Origin of the sequence: Mycobacterium sp. SMC-16 (genome assembly GCF_046250085.1) — a bacterium.
GTDB classification, from domain to species: Bacteria; Actinomycetota; Actinomycetes; order Mycobacteriales; family Mycobacteriaceae; genus Mycobacterium; species Mycobacterium phocaicum.
Map to the genome: position 1 here is coordinate 5219876 of NZ_CP176427.1, position 19886 is coordinate 5239761.

The 19886-nt window shown below is 65.2% G+C and carries 22 protein-coding genes and 2 pseudogenes; 13 read left to right on the plus strand and 11 right to left on the minus strand.

Going from position 1 to position 19886, the window contains the following annotated elements:
- Nucleotides 1-95: 95 nt before the first annotated feature.
- The 3 genes from ACJEIK_RS25475 to ACJEIK_RS25485 are packed head-to-tail and all read right to left on the minus strand — an operon-like array spanning nucleotide 96 to nucleotide 3345.
- Nucleotides 96-1613, minus strand: a complete 1518-nt coding sequence (locus ACJEIK_RS25475) for a DUF4153 domain-containing protein (protein WP_064859688.1) — start codon at nucleotides 1611-1613, stop codon at nucleotides 96-98.
- 2 nt (nucleotides 1614-1615) lie between these two features.
- The gene (locus ACJEIK_RS25480; protein WP_064859689.1) at nucleotides 1616-2638 is read right to left on the minus strand and encodes a sensor histidine kinase; all 1023 of its coding nucleotides are present in this window, start codon (nucleotides 2636-2638) and stop codon (nucleotides 1616-1618) included.
- The gene (locus tag ACJEIK_RS25485; protein WP_064859708.1) at nucleotides 2635-3345 is read right to left on the minus strand and encodes a response regulator transcription factor; all 711 of its coding nucleotides are present in this window, start codon (nucleotides 3343-3345) and stop codon (nucleotides 2635-2637) included. Before ACJEIK_RS25485 ends, ACJEIK_RS25480 begins: the two co-directional genes overlap by 4 nt.
- Nucleotides 3346-3446: 101 nt before the next feature.
- On the opposite strand from ACJEIK_RS25485, the gene ACJEIK_RS25490 reads away from it, so the two are divergent.
- Complete coding sequence (locus ACJEIK_RS25490) at nucleotides 3447-3713, plus strand: type II toxin-antitoxin system Phd/YefM family antitoxin (RefSeq protein ID WP_082934774.1); 267 nt, start codon at nucleotides 3447-3449, stop codon at nucleotides 3711-3713.
- Nucleotides 3714-3723: 10 nt separating this feature from the next.
- Nucleotides 3724-4137: a type II toxin-antitoxin system VapC family toxin gene (locus ACJEIK_RS25495; protein WP_064859690.1), complete on the plus strand. Its 414-nt coding sequence runs from the start codon at nucleotides 3724-3726 to the stop codon at nucleotides 4135-4137.
- Nucleotides 4138-4207: 70 nt separating this feature from the next.
- Here the strand turns inward: ACJEIK_RS25495 and ACJEIK_RS25500 are convergent, their stop codons facing one another.
- Nucleotides 4208-4582, minus strand: a complete 375-nt coding sequence (locus ACJEIK_RS25500; protein ID WP_131808793.1) for a hypothetical protein — start codon at nucleotides 4580-4582, stop codon at nucleotides 4208-4210.
- 291 nt (nucleotides 4583-4873) lie between these two features.
- Here ACJEIK_RS25500 and ACJEIK_RS25505 point away from each other — a divergent pair, with 291 nt between their 5' ends.
- Nucleotides 4874-5182 (plus strand): DUF2563 family protein, encoded by a 309-nt coding sequence (locus ACJEIK_RS25505; protein WP_268794089.1) that lies wholly within the window; start codon nucleotides 4874-4876, stop codon nucleotides 5180-5182.
- A gap of 5 nt (nucleotides 5183-5187) precedes the next feature.
- On the plus strand, nucleotides 5188-6069 hold the full coding sequence (locus ACJEIK_RS25510; RefSeq protein ID WP_409430476.1) for a hypothetical protein: 882 nt from the start codon (nucleotides 5188-5190) through the stop codon (nucleotides 6067-6069).
- Here ACJEIK_RS25510 and ACJEIK_RS25515 read toward each other — a convergent pair.
- Entirely contained in the window at nucleotides 6014-7327 is a 1314-nt protein-coding gene (locus ACJEIK_RS25515; protein ID WP_052536990.1) for an IS256 family transposase, read from the minus strand. The two genes, ACJEIK_RS25510 and ACJEIK_RS25515, sit on opposite strands and share 56 nt — an antisense overlap.
- Before the next feature lie 128 nt (nucleotides 7328-7455).
- Between ACJEIK_RS25515 and ACJEIK_RS25520 the strand changes: the two genes are divergently transcribed.
- On the plus strand, nucleotides 7456-8043 hold the full coding sequence (locus ACJEIK_RS25520; protein WP_409430477.1) for a hypothetical protein: 588 nt from the start codon (nucleotides 7456-7458) through the stop codon (nucleotides 8041-8043).
- Between the two features lie 9 nt (nucleotides 8044-8052).
- Here ACJEIK_RS25520 and ACJEIK_RS25525 read toward each other — a convergent pair.
- Nucleotides 8053-9215, minus strand: a protein-coding gene (locus ACJEIK_RS25525; protein ID WP_099156389.1) for an IS3 family transposase whose coding sequence is annotated in 2 segments (ribosomal slippage) — nucleotides 8053-8928 and nucleotides 8931-9215 — 1161 coding nt in all. Because the reading frame shifts where the segments join, the coding sequence is not laid out codon by codon here.
- A 96-nt stretch (nucleotides 9216-9311) separates the two neighbouring features.
- Between ACJEIK_RS25525 and ACJEIK_RS25530 the strand changes: the two genes are divergently transcribed.
- Nucleotides 9312-9467, plus strand: coding sequence for a hypothetical protein (locus ACJEIK_RS25530; RefSeq protein ID WP_409430478.1), 156 nt, complete (start codon nucleotides 9312-9314; stop codon nucleotides 9465-9467).
- Nucleotides 9464-10099, plus strand: a complete 636-nt coding sequence (locus ACJEIK_RS25535) for a hypothetical protein (RefSeq protein WP_064859694.1) — start codon at nucleotides 9464-9466, stop codon at nucleotides 10097-10099. The genes ACJEIK_RS25530 and ACJEIK_RS25535 overlap by 4 nt, the downstream gene beginning before the upstream one ends.
- Before the next feature lie 54 nt (nucleotides 10100-10153).
- On the opposite strand, the pseudogene ACJEIK_RS25540 reads toward ACJEIK_RS25535, so the two are convergent.
- Nucleotides 10154-10258: pseudogene (locus ACJEIK_RS25540) on the minus strand (short chain dehydrogenase); the annotation flags it as partial.
- Between the two features lie 108 nt (nucleotides 10259-10366).
- Nucleotides 10367-10426 (minus strand): annotated as a pseudogene (locus ACJEIK_RS25545) (TetR family transcriptional regulator); the annotation flags it as partial.
- 317 nt (nucleotides 10427-10743) lie between these two features.
- Here ACJEIK_RS25545 and ACJEIK_RS25550 point away from each other — a divergent pair.
- Complete coding sequence (locus ACJEIK_RS25550; RefSeq protein WP_409430479.1) at nucleotides 10744-11985, plus strand: CaiB/BaiF CoA transferase family protein; 1242 nt, start codon at nucleotides 10744-10746, stop codon at nucleotides 11983-11985.
- Between the two features lie 136 nt (nucleotides 11986-12121).
- On the opposite strand, the gene ipdF is transcribed toward ACJEIK_RS25550, so the two are convergent.
- Nucleotides 12122-12910: a (5R,7aS)-5-hydroxy-7a-methyl-1-oxo-2,3,5,6,7,7a-hexahydro-1H-indene-carboxyl-CoA reductase gene (ipdF, locus tag ACJEIK_RS25555; protein WP_135356507.1), complete on the minus strand. Its 789-nt coding sequence runs from the start codon at nucleotides 12908-12910 to the stop codon at nucleotides 12122-12124.
- The gene (gene ipdE1, locus ACJEIK_RS25560; RefSeq protein ID WP_267324153.1) at nucleotides 12910-14058 is read right to left on the minus strand and encodes an acyl-CoA dehydrogenase IpdE1; all 1149 of its coding nucleotides are present in this window, start codon (nucleotides 14056-14058) and stop codon (nucleotides 12910-12912) included. Before ipdE1 ends, ipdF begins: the two co-directional genes overlap by 1 nt.
- Nucleotides 14059-14249: 191 nt before the next feature.
- On the opposite strand from ipdE1, the gene ACJEIK_RS25565 reads away from it, so the two are divergent.
- The 5 genes from ACJEIK_RS25565 to ACJEIK_RS25585 are packed head-to-tail and all read left to right on the plus strand — an operon-like array spanning nucleotide 14250 to nucleotide 19347.
- Nucleotides 14250-15374, plus strand: a complete 1125-nt coding sequence (locus tag ACJEIK_RS25565; protein ID WP_212807246.1) for an acyl-CoA dehydrogenase family protein — start codon at nucleotides 14250-14252, stop codon at nucleotides 15372-15374.
- A 14-nt stretch (nucleotides 15375-15388) separates the two neighbouring features.
- On the plus strand, nucleotides 15389-16354 hold the full coding sequence (locus tag ACJEIK_RS25570; protein WP_212807247.1) for an acyl-CoA dehydrogenase family protein: 966 nt from the start codon (nucleotides 15389-15391) through the stop codon (nucleotides 16352-16354).
- A 2-nt stretch (nucleotides 16355-16356) separates the two neighbouring features.
- On the plus strand, nucleotides 16357-17295 hold the full coding sequence (locus tag ACJEIK_RS25575; RefSeq protein ID WP_212807248.1) for an acyl-CoA dehydrogenase family protein: 939 nt from the start codon (nucleotides 16357-16359) through the stop codon (nucleotides 17293-17295).
- Between the two features lie 9 nt (nucleotides 17296-17304).
- Nucleotides 17305-18480: a pyridoxal phosphate-dependent aminotransferase gene (locus tag ACJEIK_RS25580; protein WP_212807249.1), complete on the plus strand. Its 1176-nt coding sequence runs from the start codon at nucleotides 17305-17307 to the stop codon at nucleotides 18478-18480.
- Between the two features lie 60 nt (nucleotides 18481-18540).
- Entirely contained in the window at nucleotides 18541-19347 is an 807-nt protein-coding gene (locus ACJEIK_RS25585; RefSeq protein WP_061006885.1) for a hypothetical protein, read from the plus strand.
- Nucleotides 19348-19408: 61 nt separating this feature from the next.
- Here ACJEIK_RS25585 and ACJEIK_RS25590 read toward each other — a convergent pair whose 3' ends face one another.
- Complete coding sequence (locus ACJEIK_RS25590; RefSeq protein WP_212807250.1) at nucleotides 19409-19624, minus strand: hypothetical protein; 216 nt, start codon at nucleotides 19622-19624, stop codon at nucleotides 19409-19411.
- Nucleotides 19625-19886: the final 262 nt, after the last annotated feature.

Here is a 19886-nt window from a genome sequence, read left to right on the forward strand (position 1 = left end):
CACTAGGCTGAGGATTGCTGCTCGATAATGACCGCAATCCGCGGCGTAACCCACCCGGCGACCAATCTCGCTATAGGCTCACGTTCGGCGATCCGCTAGTCGCGGTATGACCAGTATTGATCGCAATAATCGGGCAGGTCGGCTGCCACCGGCCTGTCCGCCTTCGACCGGGACAGGTTGAACAGGTACCACGGGTCGTCGTGCGCGCGATCCGATCGCACGCAGGCGCGCAGACGCTCGGGCAACCGGTGCAGCGCCGGGTCGATGTCCGACGACAGCCGGGACAGGTACTCGGCATCGAGTTGGCCGGTCTGCTCGAAGCGGTCGATGTTGCGGTCGGCGACGAGGCGCTCGGGGTTGAGTGCCGCCAGCCCCAGCAGGGCGACCACGCCGGCCGCCAGCACCGCGTGCGGCAGGCAGCGCCCCGACATCCGCACCCCGGCCATGGCGACCAGCAGGAACACCGCGCCCAACCAGAGTTCGATGGTGATCACCATCAGCCGGTCGGTGCTGAATCCGTACGCCTGCTGATACAGCCACATCCGGTGGATCGCCGAGATGACCACGACAACCGAAGTGGCACAGAGGATTCCGGTCAAGACCCGGAGCACGCGGCGGTCACTCGCAGTGACGCGCCCCGCCACCCGGATCACCCCGCTCAGCACCAACAGCGTCAGTGCCGACACCCACAACAACTGCCAGAAGCCCTGCCGGGCGTACTCGGCGTAGGTCAGCCCCTCGGTTTCCAGCACGTGGGTGTGACCGCCGAACAGCACCGCGGCCTGCACCGCCACGAACGCGACGAACAGTGCGTCGAGCACCCCCAGCGGCAGGGCCCACTCCCAACGCGGCACCGGTTTCATCGGCTTGGGCGCCAGGACATCGAGCCGCGGCGCGAACCGGGTCAGGTACGCACCGCCCAAAACGAAGCCGGCCACCATGCCGAAGACCACGATGCGGGCGACGATGTCGACACCGTCGAAGCGCGGCAGCAGCTTGCCCACCAGATGCGCGAAAGCCGCGTCCGCCGAGGCGAACAACGCACCGAACACCAACGTCAGCAACACCGTGAGACCGATGACGCCCGCAACGCGAACCGGGTTGGCGATACCGACCCGGCCCGAGACCCCGCGACGCGTCCATCCGAGCACGCGAGCCGGCAGCGCCCACGCCAGGAACGGCCCGGTCACCACGGCCGTCCAGGTGCGCCCACCGAACAACGTGCACCACCCGACGATCCAGGCCGCCATGATGCACAGCACGCCCAGCCAGTCGGCGGCCAGCAGCGCGGGCACCGCAAGCAGCGCCAAGGTCAGCGCCACGCCGACCCATTCCGTGCGCGTCGGTCGACGCTCGGCGCTGCCGTAGACGACGGCGAAGACCATCACGCCGACGACCAGGTAGCCGACGCTCAGCGACGACGGCCGCCACAGCGCGGTTCCGAACAGACCGGCCAGCGTGGCAAGCAGGATGACCCGATGTGGCGCTGCCGCCAGCGGGCTGACCGGCCACACTCGCCGCGGCAACATCGTCCAGCCGGGTTCACCCCGGCGCGGCAGTGCCGGTCCGATCAGCGGCGGAACCATCGGCTGCCCCGGAATTCCCATCAGCATCGTCACGCGGACGCCTCCTCTGATCCCGGAATGCTCACCCGGAAGCGGCATCCCACCTTCGTCTCGACCACGTCGATGACTCCGCCGTGCAACTCGACTGCCCAGCGGGCGATCGCCAGGCCCAGACCTGTGCCGCCTTCCGAAGTGGCACCGCGGGTGAACCGTTCGAAGACCCGCTCACGCTCGGCCGGCGCGATACCCGGCCCTTGATCGGCCACCTCGATCCGCAAGCCAGAGGCCTCGCGCGTCGCCCGCACCGACACACTGCCGCCGGCCGGGCTGTGTCGAATCGCGTTGTCCACCAGGTTGACCACCACCTGCCGCAGCCGCGCCGGATCGGCCAGAGCCGTGAGCCCGGGCGGTGCCACCTCGACCACCACTGCCACGTCACCCTCCGACACCGGGACGTGCTCGACGGCATCCCGCAGGAACGCGTCAACATCGAACCGATTGATCTGCAAGGCGATTGCCCCGCCTTCGAGGCGGGACAGGTCCAGCAGGTCGGTCACCAGCTCGCCGAGGCGCTCGGTCTGCGACAGCGCCAGCCGCATGGTCTGCGCGTCGGGTTCGACCACGCCGTCCACGACGTTCTCCAGGACCGCCTGCAATGCGGTGATGGGCGTGCGCAGTTCATGGGATACATTGCCGATCAGCCCGCGCCGGTACTCGTCCGCGGCGCCGAGATCGGCTGCCATCTGATTGAATGCCGTTGCCAGTTGGCCGATTTCATCACGCGAGGTGGCGCGAACCCGAATGCTGTAGTCGCCCTTGGCCATAGCGCGGGCCGCGGCCGTCATCTGCCGCAACGGCGAGGTCATCCCGTGCGCCATGAACTGGGTGAACAGCAGTGAGGTCAGCAGCGCCGACAGCAATGCATACCGGAACTGCCAACTCGCGCCGATCCAAAAGGTGAACGAAGCCAACAAGATTGCCCCGCCCACCAGCAGGCCCATCTTGACCTTGAAGGACGCGAACGGGTCCAGCGGCCTGGGCAGCCGGTCCCACAGTTCACCGAGTGCGCTCACCGCGGCACCTGGAGGGCGTACCCAACACCGTGCACGGTCCGGATCAGCTCCGCGCCGAGCTTGCGACGCAACGCCTTGACATGACTGTCGACCGTGCGGGTCTCGGCCCCCGACCCCCAGCCCCAGACGTGCTCCAGCAGCGTCTCGCGGTCGACCGCGGCCCGGGGCCGCCCGGCGAGAAAGGCCAGTAGATCGAATTCGGTTCGGGTGAGATGGATTTCGATGTCACCCTGGTGCACGCGACGTTCGGCAAGATCGATGCGGTACTCCCCCACCGACAATGGCTGGTCTCCGGCTGCCCGGTCCATGCGACGCAACAACACCCGCACCCGCGCAACCAACTCGCGCATGCTGAACGGTTTGGTCAGATAGTCGTCGGCACCGATCCCCAGGCCGATCAGCATGTCGGTCTCGTCGGTGCGCGCAGTCAACATGAGCACCGGCACCGGACGCTCCGCCTGGATACGCCGGCACACCTCCAGCCCGTCGAAGCCGGGCAGCATGACGTCCAGCACCACGAGGTCGGGTTGCGTCGCTGCTGCGGCGGCCACCGCCGAAGGCCCGTCGACGGCTGTCTCCACCTGGAACGATTCGGCGCCCAACCGGGTCGCAACCGAGGACAGGATGGTCGGCTCGTCATCGACCACCAGGATTCGCTTCACGCTTTCCGACTGTAAGCGCGGTTTGTGGGGCTTACCGGCAGTCATTGTGAAGAAACTGTGCAGATCTGGGACCCCGAAGAACACCGCTTCACGCAGCGAGTCCCATGCGCGTTGCACGTAGAACACTCACGTTCTACATTTGGCATATGACTGAGGTTTCGATCCGCACGCTCAACCAGCAGACCTCACAGGTGTTGGCACGCGTCAAACACGGAGAAGAAATCGAACTCACCGAGCGGGGCGAGGTGATCGCCCGCATCGTCCCACTTAACCCCAATCCATTGGCCGCGCTGATCAGCGCTGGGCGCGCGCATCCCGCCACACTCCACGGCCCAGCACCTCGCCCGTCCCGCAGCCGCACTGGCGAATCGGTCAGTGCCGCTCTGGACCGCCTTCGCGACGAGGAAAGGTAAACGATCGCCGGTGATCTATCTGGACACATCGGCATTGGTGAAGCTCATCTGCGAAGAGCCCGAATCAGCAGCGTTGGCCGATTGGCTGGATGAGCGCCCCGACATCCCTTGGGCCACATCCGTTTTGGCCGAGGTAGAACTCATCAGGGCTGTGCGGGCCAGTTCCCCGGACGACCTACCGGCCATACCCGCACTGATGGCCCGGCTGATCCGGCTGGAAATAGACGCGGCGGTGCGCGCAACCGCCGCGGCCTACCCTGACCCCAACCTGCGATCGCTCGATGCCATCCACTTGGCCTCCTCGCACATCGTCGGCTCGTACGCGCCGTTGACCGCACTGGTCACATATGACAAACGCATGATGACGGCGGCAACCTCCGTGGGCATACCCGTCACCGCACCTGGTGCGACGGACGCTGATTAGCCAGCAGTATGTACGCGGGCTGGCCCCACTCCGCTTCACGCCTTCCGACTGTAAGCGCGGTTTGTTGGGCTTACCGGCAGCGATTGTGAAGAAACTGCGGAGACTTGGGACGAATTCTCTCCACTAGGCTGACGGTTGTGAAGGAAATTCGCGCATCGCGTTCCATTGTCGGATTGTCGCTGGCCACGCTGGGTTTGGCCGCCACCACGGCACTGACGGGCTGCGGGCAGACCGGTGGGCAGGCTGTTCCCGCCGCATCAACTTCAGCCGCATCGACGTCGGCGTCGTCGACACCAACCACATCGTCAGCAGCCTCCTCGTCGCCGGTCGCGCCGGCCTCTTCACCGCTCCAATCGGAGGAGGGCTTCGTGTGGATCACGGCCGCGTGCGGAAGTCCGGCAGTGATAAACACGCACCAAACCAGCCCGCTCATCAGCCATGCCACAGAGTGGGGCCTATGCATGGGCAGGCCGGAATCGCCATCCACGTACGTCGCGGTGTATGCCAGGCCAACTGATGTTGCCACCGATACACCCAATCTCGATGGTAAGTATCGGTATGCGACCCACACCGACGAGGCTGGCATGGCATGGCTGTTTTTCGTCGAAGGGACGGATCCATCGTCCTTGCGCCCACTCGAACGACACGGTTTCGCCGTGAACTGAGCCCGCAAATTTCCCGTCGTCAGCCCCTGCGAAGGCGCGGTACCCTGGTCTTTGGGGAAACGGGGGGCAACATGTATATAGATTCCGCATTGCTGCGGATGGGCGCAGCATTCGCCCAGAGCGCCGGCGCTATCGCGCATGAAGGGGCGAGCCGTTTTGCAGATGCCTCGATATCAGCGGGTATCTTCGGGGATTTCGATGACGCCCACGACTTCCACCGGTCACTCGTCGACTGCCACGAAACCCATACAACCACTTTGAGTGGTTTCCGTACGCATCTGGATTCGCTGGCGGAACGCACCAACTCAGCCGCAACAATCTTTGACGCTCAGGACGCAGCGGGAGCTGGCTCGATCAAGACGGCGGCCGATTCGATTTAGCCCACATGTCAATTGAACTAAAACATCTCAGCATCCAAGAATTGGTCAGTGCCGCCGGCGGTGATCCATGGCAAATGGACAGCGCCATCCAAAGTGGTGCCCCCGGTGAGATTGACGAATTGGCAAACGCATTCCGCAATGCGAGTGGATGTATCACCGAAACCGAGCACGACTTTACTGTCGCCAAACAGCGCTTCGGATCAGCGTGGGACCGGCAGGACGGTGGCGGTCACCCGATCAACGATGCCGCCGAAGTAGTCCGCGTGACGGAGAGTCTTCACCTCAGCAAGCTGCAGATTTCTAAGCTCGCAGTCAGTCTCGAGAGCATCGCCGCCGCACTTGCACAGTCCCAACGCAGCTCCGCGACTTCGATTTCCCTATTGGAAGGCGCCCTGAAGTCTTACGACCTACAGATCGATGCGCGGATCGCAGAAGCATCAAGGGCGGGCGAGAGCGCCAAGTGGGACGACCTTAAGCGTGCCGCCGAAAGTCGCACTTGCACCGCTGTTGATGAATGCAAAGCAATCCGCACTGCTTACACAGACGAACTCAGCAAAGGCCGGGCTGCAATGGTGGCCGAAGGCTACGCCGCAGACCCGACGACGGGCGCGGATGGCATCGCAGACGCCGCACCAGGACAATCCTCATCCGACAAGTACGGTTCTAGCCACCGCTCGGCCGATGAGGTGTTGGCGAACGCACCCGGCCCTTGGTCACCCGAGAAGCAGGCTGCGTCAAACCGACTCCGTGACTACGCCACAGCCACTAACCCCAACGCGACGCCGGAAGCCAAACGCCGAGGAATTGTCAATACCTGTGGATCGGCTTGTTTCAGGCGACCTCCGTTCCAGTTGATTCGGTCGGTGCCGAGTCCGCCGACGGGGTGATGTCGGTGGGTCGCTCGAGCAGTTTGCCTTTGTGGAAGATCGCGCCGGCCCGGACCAGAGCGACCAGGTGCGGTGCGTTGACGGCTCGCCAGCGGGCTTGCGCGGCGTCGATCAGCTTGTAAGCCATGGCCATTCCGGCGACGCGTGAACCCGGCCCCTTGGTCACCTTGGTCCTCAAACGTACCGTGGCAAACGTTGATTCGATCGGGTTGGTAGTGCGCAGATGGACCCAGTGCTCGGCCGGGTACTTATAGAACTCCAGCAGCACATCGGCGTCATCGACGATCTTGGCGACCGCCTTGGGGTACTTGGCGCCGTAGTCCACCTCGAACGCCTTGATCGCCACCTGCGCGTGGTCGATATCCTCGGCGTTGTAGATCTCCCGCATCGCCGCGATCGCCCCCGGATGAGCCGACTTTGGCAGGCAGGCAAGAACATTGGCCTGCTTGTGAAACCAGCACCGCTGCTCGCCGGTGGCCGGGAACACCTCACGCACGGCCTTCCAGAACCCCAGGGCCCCATCGCCGACGGCCAGCACCGGTGCGGTCATCCCGCGACGTCGGCACGACCGCAACAGATCAGCCCACGACTCGGCCGACTCCCGGTACCCGTCGGTGAGCGCGACCAGCTCCTTGCGGCCGTCAGCGCGCACACCGATCATCACCAGCAAACAGAGCTTCTCCTGCTCCAGGCGCACCTTGAGATGGATGCCGTCGACCCACAGGTAGACGTAGTCGGTGCCCGACAGATCACGGGCCTCGAAGGCCTTGGCCTCGTCCTGCCACTGCGTGGTGAGTCGGGTGATCGTCGTGGCCGACAAGCCGGCACCCGAGCCCAGGAACTGCTCCAACGCCGGACCGAAATCACTGGTCGACAAGCCATGCAGATACAGCAACGGCAACACCTCGGTCATCTGCGGCGACTTGCGCACCCACGCCGGCAGGATCGCCGAGGAAAACCGTTGCCGCTCACCAGTGTCCGGGTCAACACGTTTGTCATTGACCCGCGGCGCGGTCACACTCACCGCGCCCGCCGCGGTGAGCACCTCGCGCTCGCGGTGATAGCCATTGCGCACCACCAGCCGGTGCCCGTTCTCATCAAGCTCACCGGCATGAGCCTCGATGTAGGCGGCGACCTCAGCCCGCAACGCTGCGGCCAGCATCTGGCGGGCACCGTCGCGGACAATCTCATCGAGCAACGACCGCGACGAGCCAGCATCCTCGTTGGATGAATCCGCATCGTGAACTACCGTGAGCATGGGCGTACCTTCCCGAACCAGCGCGCCAACGCCGGCTCTTGATCAGACCTTCGACATTCAGATCATCCTCGGGAAGGTGCGCCCTTTCCTACGCCGCCTCGCCGAGGCTCATCCACAGGTTCTGATCATTGCTCGCCAAACGCTACGCGAGCGAACGACTCGACGATTTCATCACCGCCCAGACACAGGGTCCACTCCCCAGTGATCCAGTGCTGGGTGGCGACGCGCGCACCCGCGCTCGGGACCGTTTGAACCTCCAAGCGAAGCTAGAGCGCGGACTAGCCAATGCGCCCGGCCTGACACCCGATCAAGCCACAGCGGCGCTTGACCAAACCGAAGCACAGGCCCGCATGATGGTCATCGCGAAGGTACAAGAGGAGCTTCAACAAATGGGCATGTCTCCGCAAGGTGCGGCACAAGCTGCTACGGGCATGTCGCACGGCCAGATTCCGAAGGAACTCGTCGACAGCGCGTCGCTTGCGGGCAAAGGCATATCTGGCGCAGAAGCATCCGTGAACCAGACGGTCAAATCGATGCAGCCTGGCCACCCCTGGAACCCGTCAGGCGAGATATATAGCGCAGCTGATACCGAGGCCTTGAAGAAGATCGGCTCGCGAGTTGGGCATTTCGGCACCGCGTTGGATCTTGGCGTCGCCTTGTACGAGGTCACGCACGGGATGCCCGTCGGGCAATGGGTCTGCTGCACGATCAGGTGACAGTTTCGGTCACGCGGCCTGACTGGCCGGTGTGGTCATGATTGCTTCGAATTCGATCGGGGTCAACCGCCCGAGGCCGGACTGGCGGCGGCGCCGGTGGTAGGTGCGCTCGATCCAGGTGACGATCGCGATGCGGAGTTGTTCTCGGGTGTCCCAGCGGCGGCGGTCGAGCACGTTCTTCTGCAGCAGGCTAAAGAAGCTCTCCATGGCGGCGTTGTCGCCGGCGGCTCCGACACGGCCCATAGAGCCGACCATCTCGTGTTGATTCAAGGCGTGTACGAATTTCCTTGACCGGAACTGAGATCCGCGATCCGAGTGCAGAATGCACCCCGCGACATCTCCGCGTCGGGCTACCGCGCTGTGTAGTGCCCGGATGGCCAGTTGTGACTTCATTCGGGAGTCGATGCTGTAGCCGACGATCCGGTTGGAGAACACGTCCTTAATCGCACAGAGGTAGAGCTTGCCCTCACCGGTGCGGTGCTCAGTGATGTCACTGAGCCACAACTGATTTGGCCCTTCAGCGGTGAAGTCACGCTCGACAAGATCGTCGTGCACCGGCGGCCCGACTTTGCCGTTCTTGCCGCGTTTCTTACCAAACACGCTCCACAGTCGATTCTGCGAGCAGATCCGCCATGCGGTGCGCTCGGCCATCGGCTCGCCGGCATCGCGCGCCTCCTCCACGAGGTAGCGGTAGCCGAACTCCGGATCGTCTGCGTGCGCGTCGAACAGCGCATTGGCGCGGTAGGCCTCGATGAGTTCGGCCTCGGTGATGGGGTCGGCCAGCCAGCGGTAATACGGTTGGCGGGAGAGCTTGAGTACCCGGCACGTCACCGCGACGGGGATCCCGTCGGCGGCGAGCTCTTTCACGAGCGGGTAGACCCTTTTCCCGGCAGATTGGCCTGCGATAAATACGCTGCGGCCCGACGCAGCACCTCGTTCTCTTGCTCTAGCAGTTTGATCCGCCGTCGGGCTTCGCGCAGCTCACCGGACTCGCTGGCGCTCTTGCCGGGCTTGGTGCCTTCGTCGATGTCGGCCTGACGGAGCCATTTCTGCAGCGTCATCGGGTGCACTCCGAAATCGGTGGCGATCTGCTCGATCGTTACACCGTCATCGCGGTTGCGAGCGACCCGGACGACGTCGTCGCGGAACTCGCGGGGGTAGGGCCTTGCCATGGGGACATCCTTCCAGCCCGCCCATGCTGGGCAAGCCAACTCAGATGTCACCTATTCGTGCAGCAGACCCAATCGTTATCCAAGGTCGGCGGCGGTATGGCAGGGGCATGGATGATGGGTGCCCTCGGTGCCGAAGTCGGCGCTGTGGCGGGGCCGCCGGGAGTAGTGGTTGGCGGATTCGTCGGCGGCACCGTCGGCTCATTCATCGGCGAGTCCACCGCCGAGGCGGTCTATAAGAAGGTATTCGGGTGAACCAGGTCGACACGGGACTTGTTGTAGCTCTATTGGGGCTCGCGGTGATGGCCATCGCCGGCTTCAACGAAGAAGCTGATTACGCGCGCAAGATCTATTGGGTCGGCGCGGTGATCATGGCCACAGCCACTGCCTTCGCGGTGATACCCCAAGGGCGGATGCCGGCACTCAACGCGGGTGTGGGCATGGCTGGAGCATCCGTTTTCGTGGCATACGCCCGGACACCATTTCTCCGCATTCGCGGGAAAACACGTCGATTGTTCGGCGACGGCCCTGAGGCGTACGGGTGGGGCCTCAGCACGCCTAAGACGTGGTGGCTCTTCGTTGTCGGAGCGGTACTTTTCGGGTACCCGGCGTACGACTTCGCCAGCCAGCGCTACCCCTACTTGATACTGGGTCTATACATCGCGTTCATGCTGTCGGTCGGCGCACGTTTCGGATATGTCGACCGATTGCTCGACCACTCATTCGCGGCTCGCCAGTACGTGCAGTTCGCGCTCGTCTCGATCCTGACGCTCGGGCTATTCCCCGCGGGTTACCTGACGATGTACTTCGGCGGTCAGCACTGGATCACAAAAACTGAAGCCTACGAACGGCATTCGCGTGCACGTGCCAGCCGCGAGCAGACGTAAAACTGTCGAATTCGCATCGAAATCGACAGTTTTACGTCTGCTCGCGGAGGAAACTCAAGCGCGCTGGCTGGACACCGAGATGATCTCGCCGGTCAGATAGCTCGAGTAGTCGCTGGCCAGGAATGCGATGGTCGACGCGATCTCCCACGGCTCGGTGGCGATTATTTCTTCGTACCGGCTGAACAACCAATCAAGGAAGTCCCGCGTGACCTCCTCGACCATCTGTTCCTTCGATTTGAAGTGATGGTGACGACTGCCTGACGGGATGCCGGCCGAGTCTGCGATGTCCCGGACAGTGGTTGCATTCAGCCCACGCTCAGCGAACATCGCCGCGGCGAGCTGAAGAAGCTCGTCGCGCCTGCTCGCGGGTTGACTGGCGATGGAGACGCCATCTCAACAGCATGGAAACCAAGCGCTTGCTAGGGTAGGTCGGGCCGGTGTTGACTTGGCCACTACGTACACAAAGATCGAGTGCTCACAGGGGTCGCGCACGTTGAGGCGATCGCGGCCCTGAGAGCGGGCGAGGTCACACGCGCGGTTCTCGACCGCGACCGATAGATGGGGTGCGTAAAGCGTCGGGCGCTTCGATTCGAGCCCTATGCTTGCGCGCAGCACGACTTGAAATGGATGAGTAGCAGGAGATCATGAGCTCGACACAGCGTGCCCTGGAGGGTATCCGGGTCATCGACATGACCCGCGTCTTCGCCGGCCCGATCAGCGCGCAGATACTGGGCGACCTCGGCGCTGACGTCATCAAGGTGGAGCGACCGGGCAGCGGTGACGAAGGGCGCGGTTACGGTCTTGCCTCGGTCGAGGGCAAGGACGGCAAGGACCTTCGCCAGTCCGGCTTTTTCACCGCGTCGAACCGCAACAAGCGGTCGATCACGGTCAACCACTCCAAGCCGGAGGGGCAGGACATCCTGCGTGCCCTGGTCAAGACCGCGGACATCCTGATCGAGAATTACAAGGTCGGCGACCTCAAGCGGTTCGGGCTGGACTACGAGAGCCTGAAGGCGATCAATCCCCGCCTCATCTACTGCTCGATCACCGGCTTTGGCCAGACCGGGCCAATGGCGGCGCGCGCGGGCTACGACGGGTTGTTCCAGGCGAGCGGCGGCATGATGGCCGTGACCGGCATCCCCGAAGGCCAACCCGGCGCGGGGCCAGTGAAAGCCGGTCCCAGCCTGGTCGATTTCGTGACCGGCCACAACAGCGCCATCGCGATCCTCGCCGCGCTGAACCATCGCAACAACACCGGCGAGGGCCAGTACATCGACATGGCGCTGCTCGACAGTTCCGTGGCGATGATCTGCCACATCATGCAGGACTATCTGATCAGCGGCGTCCAGGCGGAGCGTCTGGGCAATGGTGGCAACGGCGGCGGCCCCGCCGACCTCATCCATGCGCGCGACGGCATGACGTACATCACGGCCGGGAGCGACGCTCACTGGCGGCGCATGTCGGAGTTGATGGGCCAGCCCGAGCTCTACGACGACCCGCGCTTCGACACCAACGCCAAGCGGGCCAAGATCAATCGCGCGGAGTTGATCGACATCATCAACGAGTGGAGCCGGCAGTTCACGACGGAGGAGCTCCAGGCGAAGTTCGACAGCGTGGGCATCCCGGCCGCGCGCTATAACGATCTGGCGGAGGTCTGGGAAGATCCGCAGGTGCAGCACCGGGGCCTGCGCGCGACGACGCCGCATGCATGGGCCGCCGCCGGATCGGTCGACCTGATCGGCAGCCCGCTGGCGGGTATGGGTGCCACGCCGGCGACGATCCGCCTCGCGCCGCCGGTGATCGGCGAGCACAACGCGGAGATACTCGGTGAACTGGGCTATGACGCGGCGCGGATCGCGGGCTTGCAGGAGCAGGCGATCATCTGATCGAGAGGGTCCGCCAACAGGTCAGGCTCGCGAGATCGCGAGCCTGCCACACATGAAAATGCCCGCCTAATTGCGACAGCGTTGTCGCAAATAGGCGGGCAAGTGCACATATCCGAACCTCGCGGCCGGATGAAAACTACGCCCGCTGGCTCGACACCGAAATGATCTCGCCGGTCAGGTAGCTGGAGTAGTCGCTGGCCAAATACGCGATGGTGGTGGCGATTTCCCACGGCTCGGCGGCACGGCCGAAGGCCTCGTCGGAGGACAGCCGGTCCAGCAGCGCGGCATCGGCCGACTTCTCCAGGAACTTGTGCCGCGCAATGCTCGGGGACACCGCGTTGATCCGCACCCCGTACTCGACGGCTTCGATTGCGCTGCAACGGGTCAGCGCCATGACGCCGGCCTTGGCGGCAGCGTAGTGCGACTGTGAGTGCTGCGCGCGCCAGCCCAGGACGCTGGCGTTGTTGACGATCACGCCGCCGTGCTCGACGCCGCGGAAGTACCGCAGCGCGGCGCGGGTCGCGCGCATCACCGAGTTCAGGGTGACGTTGAGGACGCGGTCCCACTCGTCGTCGGTCATGTCGACCAGCGGGGTCTCCCCGCCCAGGCCGGCGTTGTTGACCAGCACGTCCAGCCGGCCCATCTTCTCGACGGCCGCGGTGATCAGGGCGTCGACGGCCTCGGTGGAGGTGACGTCGCAGACGACGGCCTCGACCTTGCCCAGGCCGAGTGTGGCCAGCTGGTCACGCGTTTCGTTGAGGCGACGCTCGTGGTAGTCGGACACCACGACGTCGGCGCCTTCCAGCAGCGCGCGACGGGCGGTGGACGAGCCGATGCCGGTGCCGGCGGCGGCCGTCACAAGGACGACCTTGCCCTTCAGCAGGCCGTGGCCCTCAACCTCGGTAGGAGCAACTGAAAGATCCATCAGCCCTTGGCCTCTCGGGGTAGGCCGAGCACGCGCTCGGCGATGATGTTGCGCTGAATTTCGTTGGAGCCGCCGTAGATGGTGTCCGACCGGGAGAACAGGTACAGGCGTTGCCACTCATCGAACTCGCCGCCCGGCAGCGTCAGCCCCGCCATGCCCTGCACGTCCATGGCGATCTCACCGAGCTCGCGATGCCAGTTGGCCCACAACAGCTTTGACACGTTGTCCTGGCCGGGCTGCTCGACGTCCATGGTGGCCATGGCGTAGGACCGCATGGCTTGCAGGCCGGTCCACGACTCGGTCAGCTTGTGCCGAATCAGCGGATCGTCGATGGCGCCGGTGGTCTTGGCCACGCCGATCAGGCCTTCGAGCTCACGCTTGTAGCGGATCTGCTGACCCAGCGTGGAAACCCCGCGCTCGAACGTCAGCGTCGCCATCGCGACGCCCCAGCCCTGCCCGGGCTCCCCGACCACCAGCGATGCCTCGGTACGGGCGTCGTCGAAGAACACCTCGTTGAACTCGGAGTCGCCGGTCAACTGGACGATCGGCCGGATCTCGACGCCCGGCTGGTCCAGCGGCACCAACAGATAGGACAGGCCGTGGTGACGCTTGGAGCCCTTCTCTGTGCGGGCGACCACGAAGCACCACTGCGCCCAGTGCGCCAGCGAGGTCCACACCTTCTGGCCGTTGATCACCCATTCGTCGCCGACCAGTTCGGCCGACGTCGAGACGTTGGCCAGGTCGCTACCGGCTCCGGGCTCGGAGTAGCCCTGCGCCCACAGCTCGGTGACATTGAGGATGTTCGGCAGGAAGCGCTTCTTCTGTACTTCGGTGCCGTACGCGATGAGCGTCGGCCCGAGCAGTTCCTCGCCGAGGTGGTTGACCTTGTCGGGGGCGTCCGCCTTGGCGTACTCCTCGTAGAAGGCGACGCGGTGCGCGACCGACAGTCCCCGACCGCCGTGCTCCTCCGGCCAGCCCAGGCAGGTCAGCCCTGCCGCGGCCAGGTGCTGGTTCCACGCGCGTCGTTCTTCGTAAGCCTCGTGCTCCCGACCGGGGCCACCAAGGCCTTTCAGAGCTGCGAATTCACCGACGAGGTTGTCGGCAAGCCATTGCCGGACCTCAGCCCGGAACGTCTGGACCTCTATCACCCTTGTAGGCTAACCTACCAAGCACTTGCTTTGTTAGAGGGAGTTCCAATGAGTGGGTCCGACGGCACCCAGCAGCCCGGTCGGCAGACCCCACCGCAGACCTACACCAAAGAACATTTGGCCAACTTCAAGACTCCGCGGTCAGGGCGAGCGAAGCGACGGGAAACACAAACGGAGAGACGAGTCGGTAAATGGATCTGACATTCGACGACGAAACCGAGGAATTCCGGGCCGAGGTCCGCGACTTCTTGGCGTCCAACAACGACAAGTTCCCCACCAAGTCCTACGACACCCTCGAGGGCTTCGAGCAGCACCGTGTCTGGGACAAGGTGCTTTACGACGCCGGCCTGTCGGTCATCGCGTGGCCCAAGGAGTACGGCGGCCGCGACGCCACCATGCTGCAGTGGGTGGTGTACGAGGAGGAGTACTTCAAAGCCGGCGCTCCCGGCCGGGCCTCCGCCAACGGCACCGCGATGCTGGCGCCGACGTTGTTCGCGCACGGCACCAAGGAACAGCTGCAGCGCGTGCTGCCGAAAATGGCCTCCGGCGAAGAGATCTGGGCCCAGGCCTGGTCCGAGCCGGAGTCCGGCAGCGACCTGGCCTCCCTGCGCTCAACCGCGACCAAGGTCGACGGCGGCTGGAAGCTCAACGGCCAGAAGATCTGGAGCTCGCGCGCCCCGTTCGGTGAGCGCGGTTTCGGGCTGTTCCGCTCCGACCCGGAAGCGCAGCGCCACAAGGGTCTGACGTACTTCATGTTCGACCTCAAGGCCGAGGGCATCACGGTCCGGCCCATCGCCCAGTTGGGTGGTGAGACCGGCTTCGGTGAGATCTTCCTCCATGACGTGTTCGTCCCCGACGAGGACGTCATCGGTCAGGTGCATGGCGGCTGGACCGCCGCCATGAGCACGTCGAGCAACGAGCGCGGCATGTCGCTACGCAGCCCGGCCCGCTTCGTCGCCCCGGCCGAACGCCTTGTCGCGCAATGGAAAGTCGATCAGAACCCGGCCTACGCCGAGCGCGTCGCCGACGCCTGGATCAAGGCCCAGGCCTACCGCCTGCACACCTTCGGCACCGTCACCCGGTTGGCCAACGGTGGCGAGCTGGGCGCCGAGTCCTCGGTGACCAAGGTGTTCTGGTCCGACCTCGACGTCGCCCTGCACCAGACCGCACTGGACCTGCGCGGCGCCGACGCCGAGCTGTACGACCACTGGACCGAAGGATTGCTGTTCGCCCTGGGCGGCCCGATCTACGCCGGTACCAACGAAATTCAGCGCAACATCATCGCCGAGCGCCTGCTGGGCCTGCCCCGCAAATAAGAGGGATTGTTCACGTGTTCTTTGAATTGGACGAATCGCAGCGCGATTTCGCTGCGAGCATCGACGCCGCGCTGGGCGCGGCAGACGTGCCCGCCGCCGTTCGGGCGTGGGGCGGAGTCGAGAAAGCGGCCGACGCCGCACCCGGCCGCAAGATCTGGTCGACGCTGGCCGACCTGGGTGTCACCGCGCTGAACGTGCCGGAGGAGTTCGACGGCATCGGCGCGCACCCGGTGGATCTGGTTGTCGCCCTTGAACGTCTGGGCTACTGGGCCGTGCCCGGTCCGGTCACCGAATCCATCGCGGTGGCCCCGGTGCTGCTGGCATCAGATAAGCGTTCGGAAGGCCTGGCCTCGGGCGAGCTCATCGCCACCGTCGCTCTGTCGCCGCTGGCCCCGCGGGCCGTCGACGCCGACACCGCCGGTCTGATCCTGCTGGCCGGGGACGGTCAGGTGCAGGACGCCACCATCGGCGCAGAGCACCAGTCCGTCGACCCGGCCCGTCACCTGTTCGACGTGACCGCCACCGGCGAAGCCCAAACCGCGTACACCGCAAAGGCTTTCGAGTTCGGCGCGCTGGCCACCGCCGCGCAACTGGTGGGCGCAGGCCAGGCGATGCTCGACATGGCTGTCGAGTACGCCAAGCAGCGCACGCAGTTCGGCACCGTGATCGGGTCGTACCAGGCCATCAAGCACAAGCTGGCCGACGTGCACATCGCCGTCGAGCTGGCCCGCCCGCTGGTCTACGGCGCGGCCCTGGCCCTCGCCGACGGGTCGCCCACGCTGGCCCGCGATGTCAGCGCCGCCAAGGTCGCGGCCAACGAAGCCGCGCTGCTGGCCGCCCGGTCGTCGCTGCAGACGCACGGCGCCATCGGTTTCACGCAGGAACACGACCTGTCCCTGTTGCTGCTGCGCACGCAGGCGCTGCGCTCGGCGTGGGGCGACTCGACGTGGCACCGGACCCGCGTACTGGAAGGGCTGTGACAATGAGCGAAGAACGGGAGATGTTGCGCGCCACCGTCGCGGCGCTGGTCGAGAAGCACGCGAGCCCTGAGGCCGTCCGGGCTGCCATCGAGTCCGAGAAGGGCTACGACGAGAAGCTCTGGCGGATGTTGTGCGAGCAGGTCGGCGCCGCGGCGCTGGTCGTGCCCGAGGAGCTCGGCGGCGCCGGCGGCGAACTGGGTGACGCCGCCGTCGTTCTCGAGGAGCTGGCCAAGAACCTGGTCCCGACTCCGCTGCTCGGCACCACGCTGGCCGAACTGGCGCTGCTTGCCGCCGGTGAGGAAGAGCCGCTGGAAGGCCTGGCCGAGGGAACATCCATCGGCACAGTGGTTTTCGACGCCGGCTACGTCATCAACGGCGACGTCGCCGACGTGGTCATCGCCGCGCAGGACGGCCAGCTGACCCGCTGGACCGACAACACCGTCACGCCGGCGACCGCGATGGACCCGACCCGTCGGCTCGCCGCAGTGGCCCCCGGCAGCACCACCACCCTCGGCGCCGACCCGGGCCTGGCGGACACCGCCGCCATCCTGATGGCCGTCGAGCAGGTCGCCGCCGCAAGCCGCTGCCTGGACCTGACCGTGGCCTACTCCAAGGACCGCGTGCAGTTCGGCCGCCCGATCGGCAGCTTCCAGGCGCTCAAGCACCGGATGTCGGACCTGTACGTCAAGGTCTCGGCCGCCCGGTCCATCGTCAACGACGCTCTCGCCGACCCGACGCCCACGAATGCGTCGCTGGCCCGCTACATGGCCACCGAGGCGTTCAATGCCGTTGCCGGCGAGGCGATCCAGATGCACGGCGGCATCGCGATCACCTGGGAAAGCGATATCCAGTTCTACTTCAAGCGCGCGCACGGCAGTGCGCAGCTGCTCGGGTCGTCGCGGGAGCACCTGCGTCGCCTCGAGGCTGACGTTCTGGCCTAACGTCGAGGTATGACCAATCCGGTAGCGCTGCGCGCGGGCATCCCACCGTTCTATGTGATGGACGTGTGGCTGGCCGCGGCCGAGCGCCAGCGCAGCCACGGCGACCTGGTGAACCTGTCGGCGGGGCAACCCGCCGCACAGGCACCGGCGCCCATCCGGGCCGCGGCCGCCGAGGCGCTGGCCAACGACAACCTCGGCTACACCGTCGCGCTCGGTATTCCAGAGCTGCGGGAGGCCATCGCCAAGTCGTACCTGGACCGGTACGGCGTCGAGGTGGAACCGGACGCCGTCGTCATCACCACCGGATCCACCGGCGGATTCCTGCTGGCGTTCCTCTCGTGCTTCGACATCGGCGATCGCGTCGCGGTGGCCAGCCCCGGCTATCCCTGCTATCGGAACATCCTGTCGGCGCTCGGTTGCGAGGTCGTCGAGATACCGTGCGGACCCGAAACCCGTTTCCACCCAACCATTTCCATGTTGGAGCAGCTGGATCCACCGGTGAAGGGTCTGATCATCGCCAGCCCCAACAACCCGACGGGCACCGTGCTGCCGGCCGAGGATCTGGCCGCCATCGCCACCTGGTGCGACGACAACTCCGTACAGCTCATCAGCGATGAGCTGTACCACGGCCTCATCTACGACGATGCCCCCGCGACCAGCTGCGCCTGGGAGACCTCGCGCAATGCCGTTGTGGTGAACAGCTTCTCGAAGTACTTCGCCATGACCGGCTGGCGGCTGGGCTGGCTGCTGGTGCCCGAGCCGCTGCGCCGGGCCGTCGACTGCCTGACCGGCAACTTCTCCATCTGCCCGCCCACGCTGCCGCAGTACGCGGCCGTCGCGGCGTTCACGCCCGAGGCCATCGCCGAGGCCGACGCACTGGTGCACCACTACGCCGAGAATCGGGCCCTGCTACTCAGCGGGCTGGCCGAGGTCGGGCTCGACAAGCTGGCGCCCGCCGACGGCGCGTTCTACGTGTACGCCGACATCTCGGAGTACTCGACGGACTCCCTCACGTTCTGCGAGGAGCTCCTGGCCGACACCGGTCTGGCGATCGCACCGGGTGTGGATTTCGACACTCAGCACGGCGGATCGTTCGTGCGGCTGTCGTTCGCCGGACCGAAGTCCGACATCGAAGAAGCGCTCCGCCGGCTGGGTCCCTGGCTCGCCGCGTACCGCCAGGGGTAGCTGTCGCGTTTGCCACACAAGAGGCAAGAACAATCGGCAGGCCGGTACCATCGGTCCGCAATGTCCCAGGAAACCGACAACCCAGAACCGGAAGTTACCGACGACTTACCGGTGAACCGCGAGGGCCTCGAACGGCACGGCATCAAGCTGTCCACGCCCATCGGTGAGATCGCCATCGCGATCTCGACGCCGCGCGGCGGTTTGGCGATTCCGAAGCGATTCGACCCGCTCGGCCTGGCCAACCGCGCCCTCGGCGTCGCGAAATTCGGTTTCAAGCTGGCCGCATGGGGTGGCGAGCAGATCGCGATCGCGACCAAGACCACCGTCGAAGCCATCGAGATGGCCCCCGAACGGACGCCGGCTCCCGCCCCGCAGAAGCAGCCCGCCAAGGAGTCCCTGCACGGCAAGCTCGGCGGCCTGCTGGACCGTGCCCTCGACCAGAGCACCGCCGACGGCAAGACCGAGCTCTACCACCGGCTGCTCGATCAGCTGGTTGCCGACGAGGCCCGCATCATCGGTGCGCTGTCCGACAACGAGTCGTCGCCGCTGGTGAACATCTACCCGCGGAACCGCAGTGTCGCGACGCTGGAGAACGCATGCCTGATCGGCCGCACCGCCAATGTCGCGCTGCCGCTGATGGTGCCGCAGTACGTCAGCCACCTGCTGGCGCTCGGGCTGGTCGAGACCGTCCCCGAGGACCCAGACCTGAAGGCCGACTACGAGATTCTCAGCGCAGAATCGATGGTGTTGAAGGCCATCAAGGACGCCTCGCGGGGCCCCTTCCCGGCGCGCGTCGAGAAGCTTGCGTTGCGGCTCTCGGAGCTCGGCCGCGGGCTGTGGGAAGCCGCGATGCAGGACGAGTCGTAGTCGACATTTTCGTGCGCGACGGCCAGCCTAAAACCATTCATGGCTGCCGCTGCGCGGTCAATTACTTGAGATCGACGCCGTAATTGCGACAGAAGTCACGTCGCTCGGCGGGCGATCCGCCCCCCAACGCGGCGAACGGATCGCCGTTGTTGGCGCGTTCACATTGAAGCCGGTAGTACTGCTCCCTTTCGTTACTTCTCTGGTGAGCCGCCGCCATCTCGAATCCGAACCAAATCACAGCAATCAAAGCAATGGCAACGACAACACCCCGTTTCACGTGGGACGGGATTTTCGCTAGGGACGTCCAAACGATTCGAACCGGAATTGGCTCTGGCGAGGGCTCGCCGCTTGGCTTCTGCGTGGAATCGGACAATCTTCCCCCTTAGTGATCCAACTGCGATCGTTCGGCATAGCCTGCCACCTCGATGAAGCCCGGTAAAGCCACTAACAAACTCCTGCGCGATCGTTGAGGCGAGGATCCAGGAACCCACCAGGGCACGTACAAGGACACCAACGGCCAACTGTGTCATTACTTTCCA